General features: G+C 72.5%; 18 protein-coding genes. 11 read left to right on the top strand and 7 right to left on the bottom strand.

The annotated features are described in order from the left end of the window. The first annotated feature begins 158 nt into the window (after positions 1-158). From DWB77_RS13845 to DWB77_RS13825, 5 genes are all read left to right on the top strand, one after another. Positions 159-2,189, top strand: coding sequence for a hypothetical protein (locus tag DWB77_RS13845; protein ID WP_174248553.1), 2,031 nt, complete (start codon positions 159-161; stop codon positions 2,187-2,189). A 142-nt stretch (positions 2,190-2,331) separates the two neighbouring features. Then, positions 2,332-3,264, top strand: a complete 933-nt coding sequence (locus DWB77_RS13840) for an ABC transporter ATP-binding protein (protein ID WP_120721562.1) — start codon at positions 2,332-2,334, stop codon at positions 3,262-3,264. Beyond that, positions 3,261-4,001 (top strand): ABC transporter permease, encoded by a 741-nt coding sequence (locus DWB77_RS13835; RefSeq protein ID WP_120721561.1) that lies wholly within the window; start codon positions 3,261-3,263, stop codon positions 3,999-4,001. Before DWB77_RS13840 ends, DWB77_RS13835 begins: the two co-directional genes overlap by 4 nt. 5 nt (positions 4,002-4,006) lie before the next feature. Beyond that, positions 4,007-5,206, top strand: coding sequence for a sensor histidine kinase (locus tag DWB77_RS13830; protein ID WP_428985191.1), 1,200 nt, complete (start codon positions 4,007-4,009; stop codon positions 5,204-5,206). Further along, on the top strand, positions 5,203-5,808 hold the full coding sequence (locus DWB77_RS13825; RefSeq protein WP_428985120.1) for a response regulator transcription factor: 606 nt from the start codon (positions 5,203-5,205) through the stop codon (positions 5,806-5,808). The genes DWB77_RS13830 and DWB77_RS13825 overlap by 4 nt, the downstream gene beginning before the upstream one ends. A gap of 10 nt (positions 5,809-5,818) precedes the next feature. Here the strand turns inward: DWB77_RS13825 and DWB77_RS13820 are convergent, their stop codons facing one another. From DWB77_RS13820 to DWB77_RS13810, 3 genes are all read right to left on the bottom strand, one after another. After that, on the bottom strand, positions 5,819-6,310 hold the full coding sequence (locus tag DWB77_RS13820) for a DUF11 domain-containing protein (protein WP_120721559.1): 492 nt from the start codon (positions 6,308-6,310) through the stop codon (positions 5,819-5,821). 282 nt (positions 6,311-6,592) lie between these two features. Further along, positions 6,593-7,435: a transglutaminase-like domain-containing protein gene (locus DWB77_RS13815; protein WP_120721558.1), complete on the bottom strand. Its 843-nt coding sequence runs from the start codon at positions 7,433-7,435 to the stop codon at positions 6,593-6,595. A gap of 17 nt (positions 7,436-7,452) precedes the next feature. Next, positions 7,453-8,448 carry a GNAT family N-acetyltransferase gene (locus DWB77_RS13810; protein ID WP_120721557.1) on the bottom strand — a complete coding sequence of 332 codons (996 nt, stop codon included), beginning with the start codon at positions 8,446-8,448 and terminating at the stop codon, positions 7,453-7,455. Between the two features lie 141 nt (positions 8,449-8,589). On the opposite strand from DWB77_RS13810, the gene fdxA reads away from it, so the two are divergent. After that, complete coding sequence (gene fdxA / locus DWB77_RS13805) at positions 8,590-8,910, top strand: ferredoxin (RefSeq protein ID WP_018845645.1); 321 nt, start codon at positions 8,590-8,592, stop codon at positions 8,908-8,910. A 105-nt stretch (positions 8,911-9,015) separates the two neighbouring features. Continuing rightward, positions 9,016-10,113, top strand: a complete 1,098-nt coding sequence (gene dapC / locus DWB77_RS13800) for a succinyldiaminopimelate transaminase (protein WP_120721556.1) — start codon at positions 9,016-9,018, stop codon at positions 10,111-10,113. Positions 10,114-10,186: 73 nt separating this feature from the next. Here the strand turns inward: dapC and DWB77_RS13795 are convergent, their stop codons facing one another. Beyond that, complete coding sequence (locus DWB77_RS13795) at positions 10,187-10,636, bottom strand: ATP-binding protein (protein WP_120721555.1); 450 nt, start codon at positions 10,634-10,636, stop codon at positions 10,187-10,189. A 318-nt stretch (positions 10,637-10,954) separates the two neighbouring features. Next, entirely contained in the window at positions 10,955-11,926 is a 972-nt protein-coding gene (locus tag DWB77_RS13790) for a hypothetical protein (protein WP_120721554.1), read from the bottom strand. A gap of 49 nt (positions 11,927-11,975) precedes the next feature. On the opposite strand from DWB77_RS13790, the gene dapE reads away from it, so the two are divergent. Together dapE and DWB77_RS13780 are read left to right on the top strand one after the other, a co-directional pair. Then, on the top strand, positions 11,976-13,055 hold the full coding sequence (gene dapE, locus DWB77_RS13785; RefSeq protein WP_120721553.1) for a succinyl-diaminopimelate desuccinylase: 1,080 nt from the start codon (positions 11,976-11,978) through the stop codon (positions 13,053-13,055). A gap of 145 nt (positions 13,056-13,200) precedes the next feature. Further along, on the top strand, positions 13,201-13,962 hold the full coding sequence (locus tag DWB77_RS13780; RefSeq protein WP_120721552.1) for a TIGR00730 family Rossman fold protein: 762 nt from the start codon (positions 13,201-13,203) through the stop codon (positions 13,960-13,962). Positions 13,963-13,993: 31 nt separating this feature from the next. Here DWB77_RS13780 and folP read toward each other — a convergent pair whose 3' ends face one another. Then, positions 13,994-14,878 carry a dihydropteroate synthase gene (folP, locus tag DWB77_RS13775; RefSeq protein WP_120721551.1) on the bottom strand — a complete coding sequence of 295 codons (885 nt, stop codon included), beginning with the start codon at positions 14,876-14,878 and terminating at the stop codon, positions 13,994-13,996. A 112-nt stretch (positions 14,879-14,990) separates the two neighbouring features. Between folP and DWB77_RS13770 the strand changes: the two genes are divergently transcribed. Both DWB77_RS13770 and DWB77_RS13765 read left to right on the top strand, forming a co-directional pair. After that, positions 14,991-15,386 (top strand): DivIVA domain-containing protein, encoded by a 396-nt coding sequence (locus DWB77_RS13770; protein WP_246033520.1) that lies wholly within the window; start codon positions 14,991-14,993, stop codon positions 15,384-15,386. After that, positions 15,383-15,964, top strand: a complete 582-nt coding sequence (locus DWB77_RS13765; RefSeq protein WP_120721550.1) for a DNA-3-methyladenine glycosylase I — start codon at positions 15,383-15,385, stop codon at positions 15,962-15,964. The genes DWB77_RS13770 and DWB77_RS13765 overlap by 4 nt, the downstream gene beginning before the upstream one ends. A 37-nt stretch (positions 15,965-16,001) precedes the next feature. Here DWB77_RS13765 and DWB77_RS13760 read toward each other — a convergent pair whose 3' ends face one another. Beyond that, positions 16,002-16,802, bottom strand: coding sequence for an enoyl-CoA hydratase/isomerase family protein (locus DWB77_RS13760; protein WP_120721549.1), 801 nt, complete (start codon positions 16,800-16,802; stop codon positions 16,002-16,004). Positions 16,803-17,033: the final 231 nt, after the last annotated feature.

Below are 17,033 nucleotides of genomic sequence, written 5' to 3'. Positions count from 1 at the left end.
CGCCGCGACGCAGTAGGGGAGGACGGGGCGCGCCTCCTCCGGGCCGCCCCGTACGCGAAGACGGCGGCCAGTATGGTGGTGCGCGCCGCCGAGCCGCCCGTACAGAGGCACCACAAGAACGAGACCGGGTGGCGGAGCCAAACGGGAGAGAACCAGCCTTGAGTCGTGAAACTGACAGTTCGTCCTCCGGTCCCCAGGGCCGAGGTGCAGCCGGGTACCCGTCGGGTACCCCGCCGTACGGAACCCCGTCGTCCGCGGGGCAGGACACTCCTGAGGTCGCCGCCGCACCGGACGAGCCGAAGACGGAGACCACGCTGACGACGCGGATCCGGATCAACATCCCGGGCTCGCGCCCCATCCCGCCGGTCGTGATGCGTACGCCGATGAGCGAGGCCGCCAAGACGGCGGAGGCGGACGACACGGGCGAGCGCACCGGTTCGGTGCCCCGGCCCGAGGCTCCGGAGGCGGAGCCCGAGGAGGAGGCCGCCGACGGCCGGCCCACCAGCGACTGGTTCGCCCCGCGCAAGTCCCCGGCGGCGCCGACCTCTTCGACCCCGCCGTCCGGCACCCCCCGGCCCGATCTGCCGTACTTCTCGGACGGTCCGGGCGCCGGTCCTTCCGGTGCCGACGGGCCGGGCCGCGCGGAAGGTTCCGGCGACCGGGACGGGGCGCGCCCCGCGCCGCCGTCCGGCCCGACCACGGGACCCGTCACCGGAAACGCCGCGCTGCCCGTGCGGCCGGTCGGCAACCGGCCGGGCCCGGGTCCGGGCCCCCGGCCCGACGAGGGCTCGCTGTTCGGCGCGGCCCCCGACCAACACCCGCGCCAGGGGCCCGACCTGGGGCGCGGAGCGGACGAAGGCCCGCGCCAGGGCGCCGACATGGGCCACGGCCGCAACCCGCTCCAGACTCCCGGCACCGTCCACCCCTTCGCACCCGGTGGCCAGGGTCCCGGCCCCGCGCTCTTCGACGACACCGCGATCCTCACCCCGCAGCCCCCGGCGCCGAGCCCGCTCACGAACCCCGTGGGCAACCCGCTCGCGAACCCCGCGGTCAACCCGGCGGCGCCCGGCGGCCATGTCTCCGGCGACACGCTCACCAGCGGCATCCCCGTCGTCCCCCCGGAGCACCGCGGCGCGTCCTTCCCGCCCGGCGGCCCGACGCTCACGCCGCCCCCGGGGCCGGGGGGAGACGAGGCCGAGCCCGCGCCGGCCCCGCACCGCACCACGCCGGCCGCGGCGCCCGCCAAGAAGAAGGGCCGCTCCAAGGTGGCGCTGCTCGGCGGTGGTCTCGTCGCGCTGGTCGGCATCGCGTACGGCGCCGGTCTCGTCCTGAACCACTCCGAGGTCCCCAAGGGCACCACCGTCCTCGGTGTCGACATCGGCGGCGGCACCAAGGAGGCGGCCGTCTCCAAGCTCGACCAGACGCTCGGCAAGCGCGCCAACCAGCCGCTGCGGCTCACGGTCGACGGCAAGCAGGAGGAGCTGAAGCCCGAGATCGCGGGTCTCTCCCTGGACAGCCAGGCCACCGTGCGGGCCGCCGCGGGCAGCGACTACAACCCGGTGTCCGTCATCGGCTCGCTGTTCGGCGGCAAGCGCGTCGCCGAGCCGGTGATCCCGGTCGACGAGGAGAAGCTCGGGGTGGCGCTGACCGACCTCGCGGGCGCCTCGGGCTCGGCCACCGAGGGCACCATCAAGTTCGTGCCGGGCAAGGCGGTGGCCGTGCCGGGCAAGGCGGGCAAGTCGCTCGACGTGAACCGTTCGATGATCGCGGTGAAGGACGCCTACCGGACGCTGGTGCAGACCGGCAAGGCGAACGCCGTGGCGCTGCCGGTGGCGGTCCGCCAGCCCACCATCAGCGAGGCCGAGATCGACCGGGCGATGAACGACTTCGCCAAGCCCGCGATGTCCGCGAACGTCACGATCAAGGCGGGCGGCAAGCCGATCGCCTTCGGCCCGCTGAAGTCGCTGCCCAAGATCCTCTCGATGAAGGCGGACGGCGGGAAGCTGGTCGAGGTCTACGACAAGAAGGCGATCACCGAGCTGATCGGCAACACCTTCAAGGGCGTGATGATCACCAAGGCCGGCGAGAAGCACGAGGTGTCGGCCGACGACGTCGCCCTCGCGATGCAGACCGCGCTGCGGGCCAAGGGCGCCCAGCGGACCGTCACCATCGAGCTGAACCAGGGCTGAGTCCGCCCGGTTCGGGTCCTTGCCGCCCCCGCGTCCCCGTGACGCGGGGGCGGTGTCATGCCCCCACCCATGACATCCGTCATGTCGCAGTCACGACGGCTGCCACTGCCGCGCGCGGGGTGCCACGGGCGAGTCTTGACCCATGACGCAGACAGCCCCTCCCGCCGAACGGACCGCACCGTCCGTGGTGAGCTTCGAGAACGTGAACAAGAGCTACGGCAGCGTCCGTGCCGTGGCCGATCTGTCGCTGCGGCTGCACCCCGGCGAGACGGTGGCGCTGCTCGGTCCCAACGGCGCCGGCAAGTCCTCCACGCTCGACCTGCTGCTCGGGTTGCGCAAGCCCGACTCCGGCACGGTCAGCCTCTTCGGCATGACCCCCGCGCAGGCCATCGACGCCGGCAAGGTCGGCGCGATGCTCCAGAGCGGCGGCCTGATGGAGGACGTGACCGTACGCGAACTGGTCGGCCTTGGCTGCTCGCTGCATCCCCGCCCGCACCCGGTGAACGAGGTCATGGACCGCGCGGGGGTCACCCAGATCGCCGACCGCAAGGTCAACAAGCTCTCCGGCGGCCAGGAGCAGCGGGTCCGCTTCGCGCTCGCCACGGCCGGCGCCAACGACCTGATCGTCCTCGACGAGCCGACCACCGGGATGGACGTCACCGCCCGCCAGGCGTTCTGGGCGACCATGCGCGAGCAGGCGGCGCAGGGCCGTACGGTCCTGTTCGCCACGCACTACCTCGAAGAGGCCGACGCGATCGCCGACCGGGTGCTCGTCCTGCACAAGGGCCGCCTCCTCGCGGACGGCACGGCCGCCGAGATCAAGGCCAAGGCGGGCGCCCGCCGGGTCAGCTTCGACCTCGAAGGCACCATCGACGAGCCCGCCCTGCGCGAGCTGCCCTTCCTCTCCACCATCGACATCTCGGGCCGCACCGTCCGCATCCAGTCGCACGACGCCGACGCCACGATGCACGCGGTGTACGGACTCGGCCTCTACCCGCGCAACCTCGAAGTCGCCGGGCTCGGCCTGGAGCAGGCCTTCGTCGCCATCACCTCGGCCGAGGAGGCCAACGCGTGAACACCCTGATCAAGCTCGAAATCACCCGCACCCTGCGGAACAAGAAGTTCATGTTCTTCTCGGTGATCTACCCCTCGGCGCTGTACCTGCTCTTCGCGGCGTCGCAGAACGGCACCGACAAGGTGAAGGGCACCGACCTCACCTTCCCCGCCCTGTACATGGTCTCGATGGCCTCCTTCGGCGCGATCACCGCCGTCCTCATGGGCAACAGCGAGAAGATCGCCAAGGAGCGCGAGAAGGGCTGGACGCGCCAACTGCGCCTGACCGCCCTGCCGGGCCGTGGCTACGTCCTGGCGAAGATCGCCAGCGCCGCCGTGGTGACGCTGCCCTGCATCGTGGTGGTGTTCGTCGTCGCCGCGCTCACCAAGGGCGTCCGCTTCGAGGCCTGGCAGTGGGGCGCGCTGACCGCCGCGATCTGGGGCGGCTCCCTGTGCTTCGCCGCGCTGGGCGTCGCGATCGGCTACGTGGCCAGCGGTGACGCGGTCCGCCCGATCACGATGATCATCTACTTCGGGATGTCGATCCTGGGCGGCCTGTGGATGCCCAGCACCGTCTTCCCGCAGTGGCTCCAGAACATCGCGGAGTGGCTGCCCACCCACGCGTACGCTGCCCTCGGACAGGCCATCGAGCTGGGCGACGCCCCGCACGGCAAGGACCTCGCCATCCTCGCCTTCTACTTCCTGCTCTTCGCGGGCGGCGCGGCATGGCTGTACCGGAAGGACACGTTGAAGGCGTGAGTTCCCTGAACGAGGGCGACAGCCGGGCGCCGGCGGTGCGGATCGGGCTGAGCCCCGAGACGCGCCGCCAGATGTGGCAGAAGCTGATGTGGGTCGGCGTCTGGCTCGCCTTCATGGGCGCCCCGATCGGCGATCTGCTCGACGGCGACCACGCCATGGTGGCCACCGTGCTCGGCTGGCTCGGCCTCGCCGGCTTCGTGAGCGTCTATCTCGGCCTGGTGATGCGGCACACCGCCCGCGCGCCGGGCCGCGTGACGCTCTGCGGCCTCCTGGGCTTCCTCGCGGCCCTGGCCCTCGCCCTCTCGCTGTGCCTCGGCTCCCCGTGGCTGGTGCTCTTCGTCTACGTGTCCGTCTCCTGCGGGGCGACGCTGCCGCTGGCCCTCGCGACCTGGGCGATCCTCGTGACGACCGCCACGATGACCCTGATCGGGGCCCATGTCACCCACGTCGGCGACATCGTGCCCGGCCTCGCCATCCCGGCGCTCCTCGGCGGCTTCGCCATGACGGGCGTACGCCATCTGATCCGCACCTCGGTGGAGCTGCGCGAGGCCAGGGCGACCGTGGCCCAACTGGCCGCGAACGAGGAGCGGTTGAGGATGGCGCGCGATCTGCACGACCTGCTCGGCCACTCGCTCTCCCTCATCACGCTCAAGAGCGAACTGGCCGGGCGGATGCTGCCGGCCCACCCCGAACAGGCGGCGCGGCAGGTCGCCGACATCGAGCAGGTGAGCCGGCAGGCCCTCGTGGACGTACGGGCCGCCGTGTCCGGCTACCGCAGGGCGACCCTGCCCGCCGAACTCGCGGGCGCCCGCACCATGTTGAGCGCGGCGGGCATCGAGGCGAAGGTGCCGAACGAGGCACCCGTCGCGCTGCCCGCGGCGGAGGAGGAGGCGCTCGCCTGGGTGGTGCGCGAGGCGGCCACCAATGTCGTACGCCACAGCGGCGCCCGGCACTGCACGGTCGCCCTCATCGAACTCCAGACCCTGGACGGGCTCTTCCTCGAACTGCGCGTCCAGGACGACGGCCCCGGCCGGCCCGGCTCTTCGGCGCCGGTCGCGGGCAACGGCCTGACGGGGATCGCCGAGCGCCTGGAGAAGGTGTCCGGCGTCCTGGAGACCGAAGCCGGACGCAAGGGGTTCACGCTGACCGCCCGGATCCGGCTGATTCCGGACCCGCCCGAGATCCCTCTAGTATCCGGATCATGATCCGACTTCTCCTGGCCGAAGACCAGTCCATGGTGCGCGAGGCCCTGGCCGCGCTGCTCGGCCTGGAGCCCGACATGGAGGTGGTGGCGCAGGTGGCCCGCGGCGACGAGGTCCTGCCGGCCGCCCGCGCCCACCCCGTCGACGTCGCCCTGCTCGACATCGAGATGCCGGGCCTCACCGGTATAGAGGCGGCAGCCCTGCTGCACCGCGAGCTGCCCGCGGTGAAGATCGTCGTCCTCACCACCTTCGGGCGGCCCGGCTATCTGCGCAGCGCCATGGAGTCGGGCGCGGACGCGTTCCTGGTGAAGGACGCCCCGGCGGCCCAACTGGCCACGGCGGTGCGCAAGGTGCTCGCCGGGGAGCGGGTCATCGACCCCACGCTCGCGGCGGCCGCCCTCGCCGAGGGAGCCAACCCCCTGACCGACCGCGAACGTGACGTGCTGCGCGCGGCCGAGGACGGCGCGACCAACGCGGAGCTGGCCGCGGCCCTCTGCCTCTCGCAGGGCACGGTCCGCAACTACCTCTCCATGGCCATCCAGAAGCTGGCGGCCCGCAACAGGGCGGAGGCGGTCCGCATCGCCCGCGAGAAGGGCTGGCTGTAGGCGCGGCGCCTCAGCAGCTCACCAGGAGCAGGGTGAAGGCCGAACAGACGTGGACCGCCGCGTTGTTGCCCGGCTCCGGGTCGACGGGCGTCAGGTCGACCAGGGCGGCCGTGACGGGAAGGTTGCCGCTCATCGTCAGAAGTCCGGCGTGCAGCGTCAGCTTCCGGGTGGCGGTGGCCCCGGACGGGATCGCGCCGAGCGCGCACACGGCGGTCCGGTTCGCCTTGTCGATCGTGCAGCCGGACGCGGAGGGCGCCGTGAACCCGGCCGGGTAGCTGAACCACACCCGCGCGGAACTCACGTCCGAGGGGCCGGTGTTGGTGACGGCGGCGGTGAACGTGACCGCGTTGATGGCGAGCCCCTTGGGTGAGGCGTCGAGCACCACGGAGAGATCGGCGCCCGGCGTCTCGGCCGCGGCGGCCGCCCCCGCCGGCCCGAGGGCGAGCAGGGGGAGCAGTAGGACGGGGGCGAGTCGGGGGGCTAAGGATCTGAGGCGTGACAAGGCGACTCCCGGCAACGTCGAAGTGGCATGGCTGCGCCCCGCCGAGGGTCGGAAGGAAACCCCCTGTCGAGGACACGCCAACAGATTGTGACCGTTCCCCCCGCCCCCGTCAGCCGTTTCCCCCTTTGTCCAGTTCCCGCCACCCACCGGCCCGGGCGTTCGGCAACCCCCTGAGGGGCGCGGGGAACTGCGCGCCCAGCCACAACGGACCCGCACCCGAACCAAAAGCTGATGCAGCCGCACCCGAACCAAAACCTGACGCAGCCGCACCCGAACCGAAAGCTAATTCAGCCGCGCCCGAGCCGCCCCCGCCCGCCGGCGGATCGAGGCGGCCCCGGCCGGATCCACCGGCTCCACCACCGACGCGTAGTCGTCCAGCTCCGCCGCCCCCGCGAGGAACTCCCCACGCTGGACGAGGAGTTCGGCCCGCTCCAGGCGCAGCCGGGCCGGATGGGCGGGCAGGAGCAGACAGAGGTCCACGGCCCACAGGGCCACGTCGCTGCGCTCCGGCCTCGCCGCGGCCCAGGCACGGATGTTGTTCAGGATGCGTACGACCGTGTCCAGCGGCGCGGCCGGGGCCAGCATCGACTCCTCCAGGGGCGCACCCGTGGCGCCCACCACCAGGAGCTCCGCGTCCGCCCCGGTCAGCAGTCGGCCCCCGTCGAACGGATCGGCCAGGACCCGCTCCTCAGGGGGGCCGTCAGGGGCGCCGAAGCCGACGACGAAGTGGCCGGGCAGCGCCACGCCGTACACCGGCGCCCCGGCCCGCCGCGCCACCTCGATCCACACCACCGAGAGCAGGATGGGCAGCCCGCGTCGGCGCCGCAGCACCTCGGGCAGCAGGGACGACTCCAGGCGCTGGTAGTCCAAGGGGCCGCCCCGGAACCCGCAGGAGTCCCCGAGGAGCTCGGCCAGCGCCACGGCCCAGGGGCGCGGGCCCGCGAGTCCGTAGGGAAGCAGCCCGGCGAGCCGGTCCAGTTCGATGTGCGCGGCGTCGATGCCACGACGGCCGAGCGCGGGGTCGGCGACCGCACCGAGCAGGAGGCAGAGCGTCACCACGTCGGGTCGCTCCGAGCGGGCCTCCTCGGCGAACTCCCGCCGCCAGTCGGTGACGTCCGGATCCATGTCGGCCTCGTGCTCGGTCAGTGGGAGCGGAAGTGGTGGTAGCCGTGGTGGGTCGCGAAACCCAGGCCGTCGTAGAGCGTGCGGGCGCCTTCGTTGTCGGACTCCACCTGGAGCCAGGCCGCCGAGGCGCCCTCATCCAGGGCCCGGCGGGCCAGGGCCCCCATCACGGCCGTCGCCAGACCCCGTCGGCGGTGCGCCGGGTCCACCTCGACCGCCATGAAGCCCGCCCAGCGCCCGTCCACCACGCACCGCCCGATCGCCGCGGGCGCGGCCCCCTCGCCGGGGACGGACGCGAACCACACCGAGGGGCCCGAGCGCAGCACCTTCAGGACGTGCTCGCCGGGCGTGCCGAAGCGCTGGTAGCGGCTGAGCCAGGCCTCGTCCACGTCGCGCTCCAGGCGCACCCGGGACACGTCCGCGGCCACGTCGGCGATGGGCGCGAGCGCCGCGATCCTCACCTCCGCGCTCACCTCCCGCTCCCAGCCCGCCTGTTCGAGCTCCGCGCAGAGCGACTCCTGGGTGCCCTCGGCGCCGGTGGCGGTCTGGACGTAGGCGGGAAGGTCCCGGGTCGCGTACCAGTCGCGTACGTGGACGAGGGCGTCGGCGAGGGGCAGGCCCGGGTCGCCCAGCGGGAGGGCCGAGTTGGCCCGGCGGGTGAAGCCGGAGGCCGCCCGCAGCGTCCACTCGCCGAGCCGTTCGCTCTCCACCGGCTGCCAGGCGCGGGCCGTGACGAGCGCGAGCTCGGCGAAGGAGGCGGCCGGACCGCGCCGACGGGCGGGAGCGGCCGGGACGACCTTGCCCGCCACCAGGCTCGACTCCTCGACGCGTACCGTCTCGCCGCCCTTTCGTGTGATCGACAACACACCGTTGTCCCACGATGTGAGCACGCCGACCGTGTCGGTGAACAAGGAGCCTGGAGTTCCGCTGGAGCTCAGACGCCGGACTGATACGCGTTTGCCCGTATCGGCGGCCGTGATTCGGACCTCAAGCCGTCCGCCGGTGGTGAATTCCACAGGTCTCTCCGCCCCTCCTGTTCGGATCGTGCCCCGAACCGGAGATACTAGGTGCGGGCATCGACGACGCCGCGCTCCCGCGCGCCACGTGGACGGAGCCGCAGATCGGCCCGCCGCGCCCTATCGAGGAGGAACGACAGCGTGACCTACGTCATCGCGCAGCCTTGTGTAGACGTCAAGGACAAGGCGTGTATCGAAGAGTGCCCGGTCGACTGCATCTACGAGGGCTCCCGGTCCTTGTACATCCACCCGGATGAATGCGTCGACTGTGGCGCCTGCGAGCCGGTGTGCCCGGTCGAGGCGATCTTCTACGAGGACGACACCCCGGACGAGTGGAAGGACTACTACAAGGCGAACGTGGAGTTCTTCGACGAGCTCGGCTCGCCCGGTGGCGCCTCCAAGCTCGGCCTCATCGAGCGGGACCACCCCTTCATCGCAGCGCTGCCGCCGCAGAACGGCTGACAGCGTCTCCCCGGTCCCCGTACGGCACGTCTGCCGTACGGGGCCGCGGTGTTTCCCGGCGCGGCCGCCCGCGGCACCGTACGTACGAGAAAGTGAGCACCTTTCGTGAGCGCAGTCTCCTCACGTCTTCCCGTCTTTCCGTGGGACAAGCTGGAGCCGTACAAGGCGACGGCCGCGGCCCACCCGGACGGCATCGTGGACCTCTCCGTCGGCACGCCCGTCGACCCGGTCCCGGCGCTGGTGCGGGAGGCCCTGGCCGGGGCCGCGAACTCGCCGGGCTATCCCACGGTATGGGGCACGCCCGCGCTGCGGGACGCGATCAAGGGCTGGCTGGAGAAGCGCCTGGGGGCCCGCTCCGTCGAGCACACCCACATCCTGCCGGTGGTCGGCTCCAAGGAGCTGGTGGCCTGGCTGCCGACCCAGCTGGGTCTGGGCGCCGGCGACCAGGTGGCCTACCCGCGGCTCGCGTACCCGACCTACGAGGTCGGCGCGCGGCTGTGCGGCGCGGAGCCGGTCGTCTACGACGACCCCACCGAGCTCGACCCCACCCGTCTGAAGCTCCTCTGGCTCAACTCGCCGTCCAACCCCACGGGTCGGGTCCTGCCCAAGGACGAGCTCGTCCGCATCGTGGCGTGGGCGCGCGAGCACGGCGTGCTGGTCTTCTCCGACGAGTGCTACCTGGAGCTGGGCTGGGAGGCCGAGCCCGTCTCGGTGCTCCACCCGGACGTGTGCGGCGGCAGCTTCGAGGGCGTCGTGGCCGTCCACTCGCTGTCCAAGCGCTCCAACCTGGCGGGCTACCGGGCCGCGTTCGTCGCCGGTGACGCCGAGGTGCTCGGCGAGCTGCTCCAGATCCGCAAGCACGGCGGCATGATGACCGCCGCGCCCGTCCAGGCCGCCACCATCGCGGCGCTCGGCGACGACGTGCATGTGCACGAGCAGCGCGAGCGGTACGCGGCGCGACGGGCCGCGCTGCGCGAGGCCCTGGAGCGGCACGGCTTCCGCATCGAGCACAGCGAGGCGAGCCTGTACCTGTGGGCGACCCGCGACGAGGGCTGCTGGCAGACGGTGGCCCATCTCGCCGAGCTCGGCATCCTGGTGGCGCCGGGCGACTTCTACGGCGAGGCGGGCGAGCGGTTCGTGCGGGTCGCGTTCACGGCGACCGACGAGCGCGTCGAGGCGGCCGTGAAGCGCCTCGCGCCGTAACGCGGCGCGCTGACGCGCAAGGGGCCCGGGGAGTGGGTACTCCCCGGGCCCCTTCGCGTCACCTGCGACCGGGTCAGCCCAGCGGCAGGCTCTTCAGGGGGAGCTGGTCGGTGCTCGGCAGGCCCTGGGTGGGCAGGCCGCCGGTGGGCAGGCCGCTCTGGGTGGCGGTCTTGGCGGTCGAGCCGAGGATGTCGCCCGCGCTGCTCGCCGCGTCACCGGCCGCCTTCTGCGCGGCCGGGGTCGCCACCTTGCCCGTCTGTCCGACCGTCTTGCCCGCCGCCGGTACGGCCTTCTTGACGGTGTCGGCGCCGGTGGTGCCGGCCATGCCGGTGGCCTTCTGGGTCGCTCCGTCGACGGCGTTGCTGACCGAGCTGGGGTCCATCTGGGTCAGGCCGCTGAGGTTCGGGGCGGCCTGGGGAAGTTCCACGGCGCTTGCGGAGCCGGCCGCACCGACCACGGGCGCTGCACCTGCCGCGATGAGCAGCGCGGCGCGGGCGATCCGACGGGTCAGGGGGAGGGACATGATGCTCCTTCAGACGGGTTGGAAATGTGTCGCTGTCCGGCGTTCGGACGCAGTGACAACCGCCGTGAGGGGAGGAGAGGTTGCGGTGAGCCCCGGTAAAGAGTTCGTAATGCGTCGCATAATCCACTATGGATAAAAACGGGCAAATGATTCGCCGGACGTCAGCCTGATGCAACGTCAGATCCCGGTCCCGGCAAGGGAATTGACGATTCGTCGGGTGGGCACCCGGACGGGGGTGCGAAACCTGGAACCGGGTGGGCGGCCGTACTTCGGTCGAGTGCTCGCCCGAACGGACGGCCGGTTGTGGCGGCGGGCGATCTAGGACGCCACGGTGATCCGGACCTCCGGGGAACCGGCGCCCGAACCCCCCGCGGCGCCCCCCGGCCCCGGCGAGGCGGCCCCCGACGCGGCCCCGGACCCGGCCGTCCAGCCGTCCGCCGAGTCCTCCGCGCTCCAGACCCGGCCCGCGTACGCGACCCGCGCGATGTGCAGGGTCTCGGCGTGGGCCACCGCCCAGTTCGCCAGGGCCCAGCCGCGCTGCTCCCGGCCGGCGCCGGGGGTGGCCGTGCCCTCGGTGGCCCGTACCGGCACCACCACATCGGAGCCGGCCGGGCGCTCGGCCGGTACCACGCCCCGGCCGAAGGCCCGCGTCAGGTCCTCGCGCACCCGCGCGGGGTCACCGGGCTGCGCGTTCTTGGCCACCGTGCAGGTCAGCGACGCGGACTCACGGCCGGTCAGCGCGCTCATCAGCACCGTGGCGTCCGGCTCGTGCTTCGCGTACGCCTCCGGGAAACCGCTGCGCTGGACCCGCTGGGCGGCCACCGTCAGCGGAAGGGTCGAGTAGTCGGGCACCTCGGCCAGGTGCTGGTAGAACTTCCCCGCCGAGTACACCGGATCCATGATCTGCTCGGCGCTGCCCCAGCCCATCGAGGGCCGCTGCTGGAACAGGCCCAGCGAGTCCCGGTCGCCGTGGTCCAGGTTGCGCAGGCCCGACTCCTGGAGGGCGGTGGCCAGCGCGATCGTCACGGCCCGCTCCGGCATCTTGTGCGCGAGGCCGACGGCCGTGATCGTCGCCGCGTTCTCGGCCTGCTCGGGGCTCATGCCGAACGTCGCGCCGTCGCCGCCGCCCGACCCCGCCACACAGCGCGGAGCGCCGGGTCCGCCGCTCACGTACTGCACCACCAGATAACCGGCGAGCGCGAACAGCACGGCCAGGGCCGCCCCTACACGCAGGAGGCGGCCGCGTCGGGAGGGGCGCGGGAGAGTGGTGGGCTCGGACACGGTGCCCACCGTACTGGAGCGCGAAGGGACCCCCGGTGGTGGAGTTAGGGTCAAACGCATGGCCCCAAGCACTCTGGATCTCACCGCGGACGCGCCCACGCTGACCGCCCGGCTCGTCGACTTCGCCTCCGTGAGCGGCGACGAGAAGCCGCTGGCGGACGCCATCGAGCGCGAGCTGCGCAAGCTGGCGCACCTCACCGTCGACCGCCACGGCAACAACATCGTGGCGCGCACCCATCTCGACCGGGCCGAACGGATCATCCTGGCCGGGCACATCGACACCGTGCCGATCGCCGACAACGTGCCTTCCCGCCTCGACGAGGACGGCGTGCTGTGGGGCTGCGGGACGAGCGACATGAAGTCGGGCGTGGCGGTGCAGCTGCGCATCGCACAGACGGTGACCGAGCCCAACCGGAACCTGACCTTCGTGTTCTACGACAACGAGGAGGTCGCGGCCGACCTCAACGGCCTCGGCAAGATCGCCGAGGCCCACCCGGAGTGGCTGGCGGGCGACTTCGCGGTGCTCCTCGAACCCTCCGACACCGAGGTCGAGGGCGGCTGCCAGGGAACCCTGCGGGTCCTGCTGAGGACCAGCGGCGAGCGGGCCCACTCCGCCCGCAGCTGGATGGGGTCCAACGCCGTCCACACGGCCGCCCCCATCCTCGCCAAGCTGGCCGCCTACGAGCCGCGCCGCCCGGTGATCGACGGCCTGGAGTACCACGAGGGCCTCAACGCGGTACGCATCGAAGGGGGCGTCGCGGGCAATGTGATCCCGGACGTCTGCACGGTCGTCGTCAACTACCGCTACGCGCCCGACCTCACCGGCGAGCAGGCCCTCGACCACGTCCGCGAGGTCTTCGCGGATTGTGACATCGCCGAGTTCGTCGTCGACGACCACTCGGGGGCCGCGCTGCCCGGCCTCTCGCACCCGGCCGCGGCCGCCTTCATGGCCGCCGTCGGCGGCACCGCACGGCCCAAGTTCGGCTGGACCGACGTCTCGCGCTTCGGCGACCTCGGCATCCCGGCCGTCAACTACGGGCCCGGCGACGCGCTTCTGGCCCACAAGCGCGACGAGCACGTCCAGGTCGAGCGGATCACCCGGTGCGAGCGGCGGCTGCGGGCCTGGCTCACCGGCTGAGACCCCGCGACGGCCCGCCCGCCCGGGCCGTCCCCGCGCTCAAGGCGCCGGTAGCGGTGTGGCCCGCCCAAATTCCGCCATTCGTCACGTTCACCGACCTACCCTGGCTGAGCACGCGCAACATCGTCAGCGGAGGGAGCACGGCATGGCCAACCCCGAGGGAAACCCGTTTCCGGCGGAGCAGCGGCTGGAACAGCGGCTCGGACCGGTGCTGCGCCGCCGCGACCAGGTCCAGGCCGGCACCACCGACCAGCGTCTGCTCGACACCGAGGGCGACTCGCAGTGGGTGCACACCGACCCCTGGCGGGTCATGCGCATCCAGTCGGAGTTCGTCGAGGGCTTCGGCGCGCTCGCCGAACTGCCCAGCGCCATCAGCGTGTTCGGCTCGGCCCGCACCCCGGCCGGCACGCCCGAGTACGAGGCCGGCGTCCGGATCGGCCGGGCCCTGGTCGACGCGGGCTTCGCTGTGATCACCGGTGGCGGTCCCGGCGCGATGGAGGCCGCGAACAGGGGTGCCCGTGAGGGCAACGGCGTCTCCGTGGGCCTCGGCATCGAGCTCCCCTTCGAGCAGGGGCTCAACCCGCACGTCGACATCGGGATCAACTTCCGTTACTTCTTCGTGCGCAAGACCATGTTCGTCAAGTACGCCCAGGGCTTCGTGGTGCTGCCGGGCGGACTCGGCACCCTGGACGAGCTGTTCGAGGCGCTCACCCTGGTGCAGACCGGCAAGGTCACCCGCTTCCCGATCGTGCTGTTCGGCACCGAGTACTGGGGCGGTCTCGTGAACTGGCTGCGCGACACGGTGATCGCCCAGGGCAAGGCCTCCGAGAAGGACCTTCTGCTCTTCCACGTCACCGACGACGTGGACGAGGCGATCGCGCTGGTCACCAAGGAGGCCGGGCGGTAGGCGCCCAGGGCCTGTCCGTGGGGGCCGGGTCCTAGGCGAGCCCCCGGCGGGCCACCGCCGGGGCGCGGTGGCCCGCGATGGACGCCACCATGTCGAGGACCTGGCGGGTCTCCGCAACCTCGTGGACGCGGTAGACCCGGGCGCCCAGCCACGCGGACACCGCCGTCGTCGCCAGCGTCCCGATCACCCGTTCCTTCACCGGCCGGTCCAGCGTCTCGCCCACGAAGTCCTTGTTGGAGAGCGAGACCAGGACCGGCCACCCCGTGTCGCTCATCTCCGCCAGGCGCCGCGTCGCCTCCAGGCTGTGCCGGGTGTTCTTCCCGAAGTCGTGGCCCGGGTCGATCATGATCCCGTCCGGCCGCACGCCCAGCGCCACGGCCCGCTCCGCGAGGCCCACGGTGACCCGCAGGATGTCCGCCATGACGTCGTCGTACGCGATCCGGTGCGGCCGGGTGCGCGGCTCCACACCGCCCGCGTGGGTGCACACCAGGCCGGCCCCGTAACGCGCCGCGACCTCGGCCAGCTTCGGATCGACGCCGCCCCAGGCGTCGTTGAGGACGTCCGCGCCGGCCTCGCAGACCGCCGCGCCCACGTCATGGCGCCAGGTGTCCACGCTGATGACGACGTCCGGGAAGCGCCTGCGCACCTCGGCCACGAACCCGACCGTGCGCCGGGCCTCCTCCTCGGCGGTGACCTCCTCGCCGGGGCCCGCCTTCACCCCGCCGATGTCGATGATGGCCGCGCCCTCGGCCACCGCCTGCTCGACGCGGGCCAGCGCGGGCTCATCGTGGAAGGTCGCGCCTTGGTCGTAGAAGGAGTCGGGGGTCCGGTTGACGATGGCCATGATCACCGGTTCGTACGCGGTGAATTCGCGTCGGCCAAGCCGCAGCGTGCCGCGGTCCGTTCCGCTGTGCATACCCCTGTTGTCCTTTGCTGTGGTCCGGCCGTTGTCCGCCTGCGACCCTAACTGTCAGTGCCGCATGGCACGATCGGACCCGACAGATTCCGGCGTCGGAAGAGGCTCGCACGTGTTCTGGTTCTTGCTGATCGCGATGGTCGTCGTGGTCACCGCCGTGACCCTGGCCGTGGTGGGCGGCGGCGGTGACGACGCCGCGGTGCTGCCGGACGCCGGGCCGGAGCACCTCGTGGACCCGCTGCCCGAGCACCGCCCGGTCGCCAGGGCCGACGTGGAGGCCCTGCGCATCCCGGTGGTGCTGCGCGGCTACCGCATGGCGGACGTCGACGACGTGCTGAGCAGGCTGGGCGCCGAGCTCGCCGAGCGGGACGCGCGGATCGCCGAGCTCCAGAGCGCCGCGAGCCCGGCCGGAGGCGGCCGCCCGGCACCCTCGCCGGCCACCATCGAGACCGAGTCGCCGTCCGAGTCGCCGACCGAGCCGTCGTCCGACGAGGAGCCCCGGCGATGAGCGGGACGATCCCCGGCCCCGACGGCCGGCCGCGCTGCCCCTGGGGCCTGTCCACCGAGGACTACGTGGCGTACCACGACACCGAGTGGGGCCGCCCGGTGCACGGCGACGACGCGCTGTACGAACGGCTCTGCCTTGAGGCCTTCCAGTCGGGTCTCTCCTGGATCACGATCCTGCGCCGCCGCGATGGCTTCCGGCGGGCCTTCGCCGACTTCGAGATCGCGGCGGTCGCGGAGTTCACCGACGCCGACAAGGAGCGCCTGCTCGGCGACACGGGCATCATCCGCAACCGCCTCAAGATCGAGGCGACGGTCGCCAACGCCCAGGCCCTGGCCGGCTGGGCCCCCGGCGAGCTCGACGCCCTCATCTGGTCGTACGCGCCGGACGCGGCCACCCGCCCGGCCCCGCGCACCCTCGCCGACGTCCCGGCCGTCACGGACGAGTCGACGGCCCTGTCCAAGGCCCTGAAGAAGCGCGGACTGCGCTTCATCGGCCCGACCACGGCGTACGCCCTGATGCAGGCCTGCGGTCTGGTCGACGACCACCTGGCGGACTGTGTGGCACGGGGCGGCGCCTGAGCACCGCCCCCACCCCGGCGCCCCGAAGGCCGCCCGCTCAGCGGCCGACGTACTTCGGCTTCTCCTTGGCGAGGAACGCGGCCACCGCGATGGCGTGGTCCTCGGAGGCGCCGGCCTTCGCCTGGAGCTCGTCCTCCTTCTCCAGCGCCTGCATCAGCGTGTGCCCCGCGCCATAGGTCAGGGACGTCTTCAGGGCGCCGTACGCCACGGTCGGGCCGTCGGCCAGCGTCCGGGCCACCGCGAGGGCCGCCGCGGCCAGCTCGTCGGCCGGTACGACCTTGTTGACCAGGCCGATCTCGTACGCCTCCGACGCCGAGACGGAGCGCGGGAACAGCAGCAGATCCGCCGCGCGGGACTGGCCGATCAGCCGCGGCAGGGTCCAGGAGACGCCCGAGTCCGCCGTCAGGGCCACCCCGGCGAACGAGGTGTTGAACGCCGCCGTGTCCGCGACCACCCGGTAGTCCGCCGCCAGCGCGAACCCGAGACCGGCGCCCGCCGCCACCCCGTTGACGCCCGCCACCACGGGCTTGGGCATCTCGGTGAGCGCGGTGAGGATCGGGTTGTAGTGCTCGCGCACCGTGCTCATGGTCTGCCCGGTGCCCGCCTCGCGGTCCGCCGTCAGCGACGCGACGTGTTCCTTCAGGTCCTGCCCGACGCAGAACGCCCGCCCGGTCGCGGTCAGCAGCACCGCCCGTACGGCGGGGTCCGCGGCGGCGGCCCGCACGGCCTCGCGGAGCGCGACCTTCGCCTCCGTGTTCATGGCGTTCATGGCCTCGGGCCGGTTGATCGTGATCGTCGCGAGCCCGTCGCTCACCTCGTACAGCACGGTGTCGGCCATGTGGAATCCCCTCCGTCGCGGATGCTGCTCGGTCCTCGTATCCGCTCAGCATGGCGGAGATCACGACCGGTGGGCATGTGACCTGCGTCAAACAATCGGGACGCCGGAGCCGACCGGCGGCGGCGAAGTATCGCAGGCGGATCGCCGAATTGAGTGGTTTTGATAGAGCGCGTTGCCCAAGCGATGCGGACCGATGTTGGTCATCGGGTCCTGCCATGCGGGATAATGACC

Origin of the sequence: Streptomyces hundungensis (genome assembly GCF_003627815.1) — a bacterium.
GTDB classification, from domain to species: Bacteria; Actinomycetota; Actinomycetes; order Streptomycetales; family Streptomycetaceae; genus Streptomyces; species Streptomyces hundungensis_A.
Note: the sequence above shows the minus strand (reverse complement) of the source record. Positions and strands in the feature narration are given on the sequence as shown.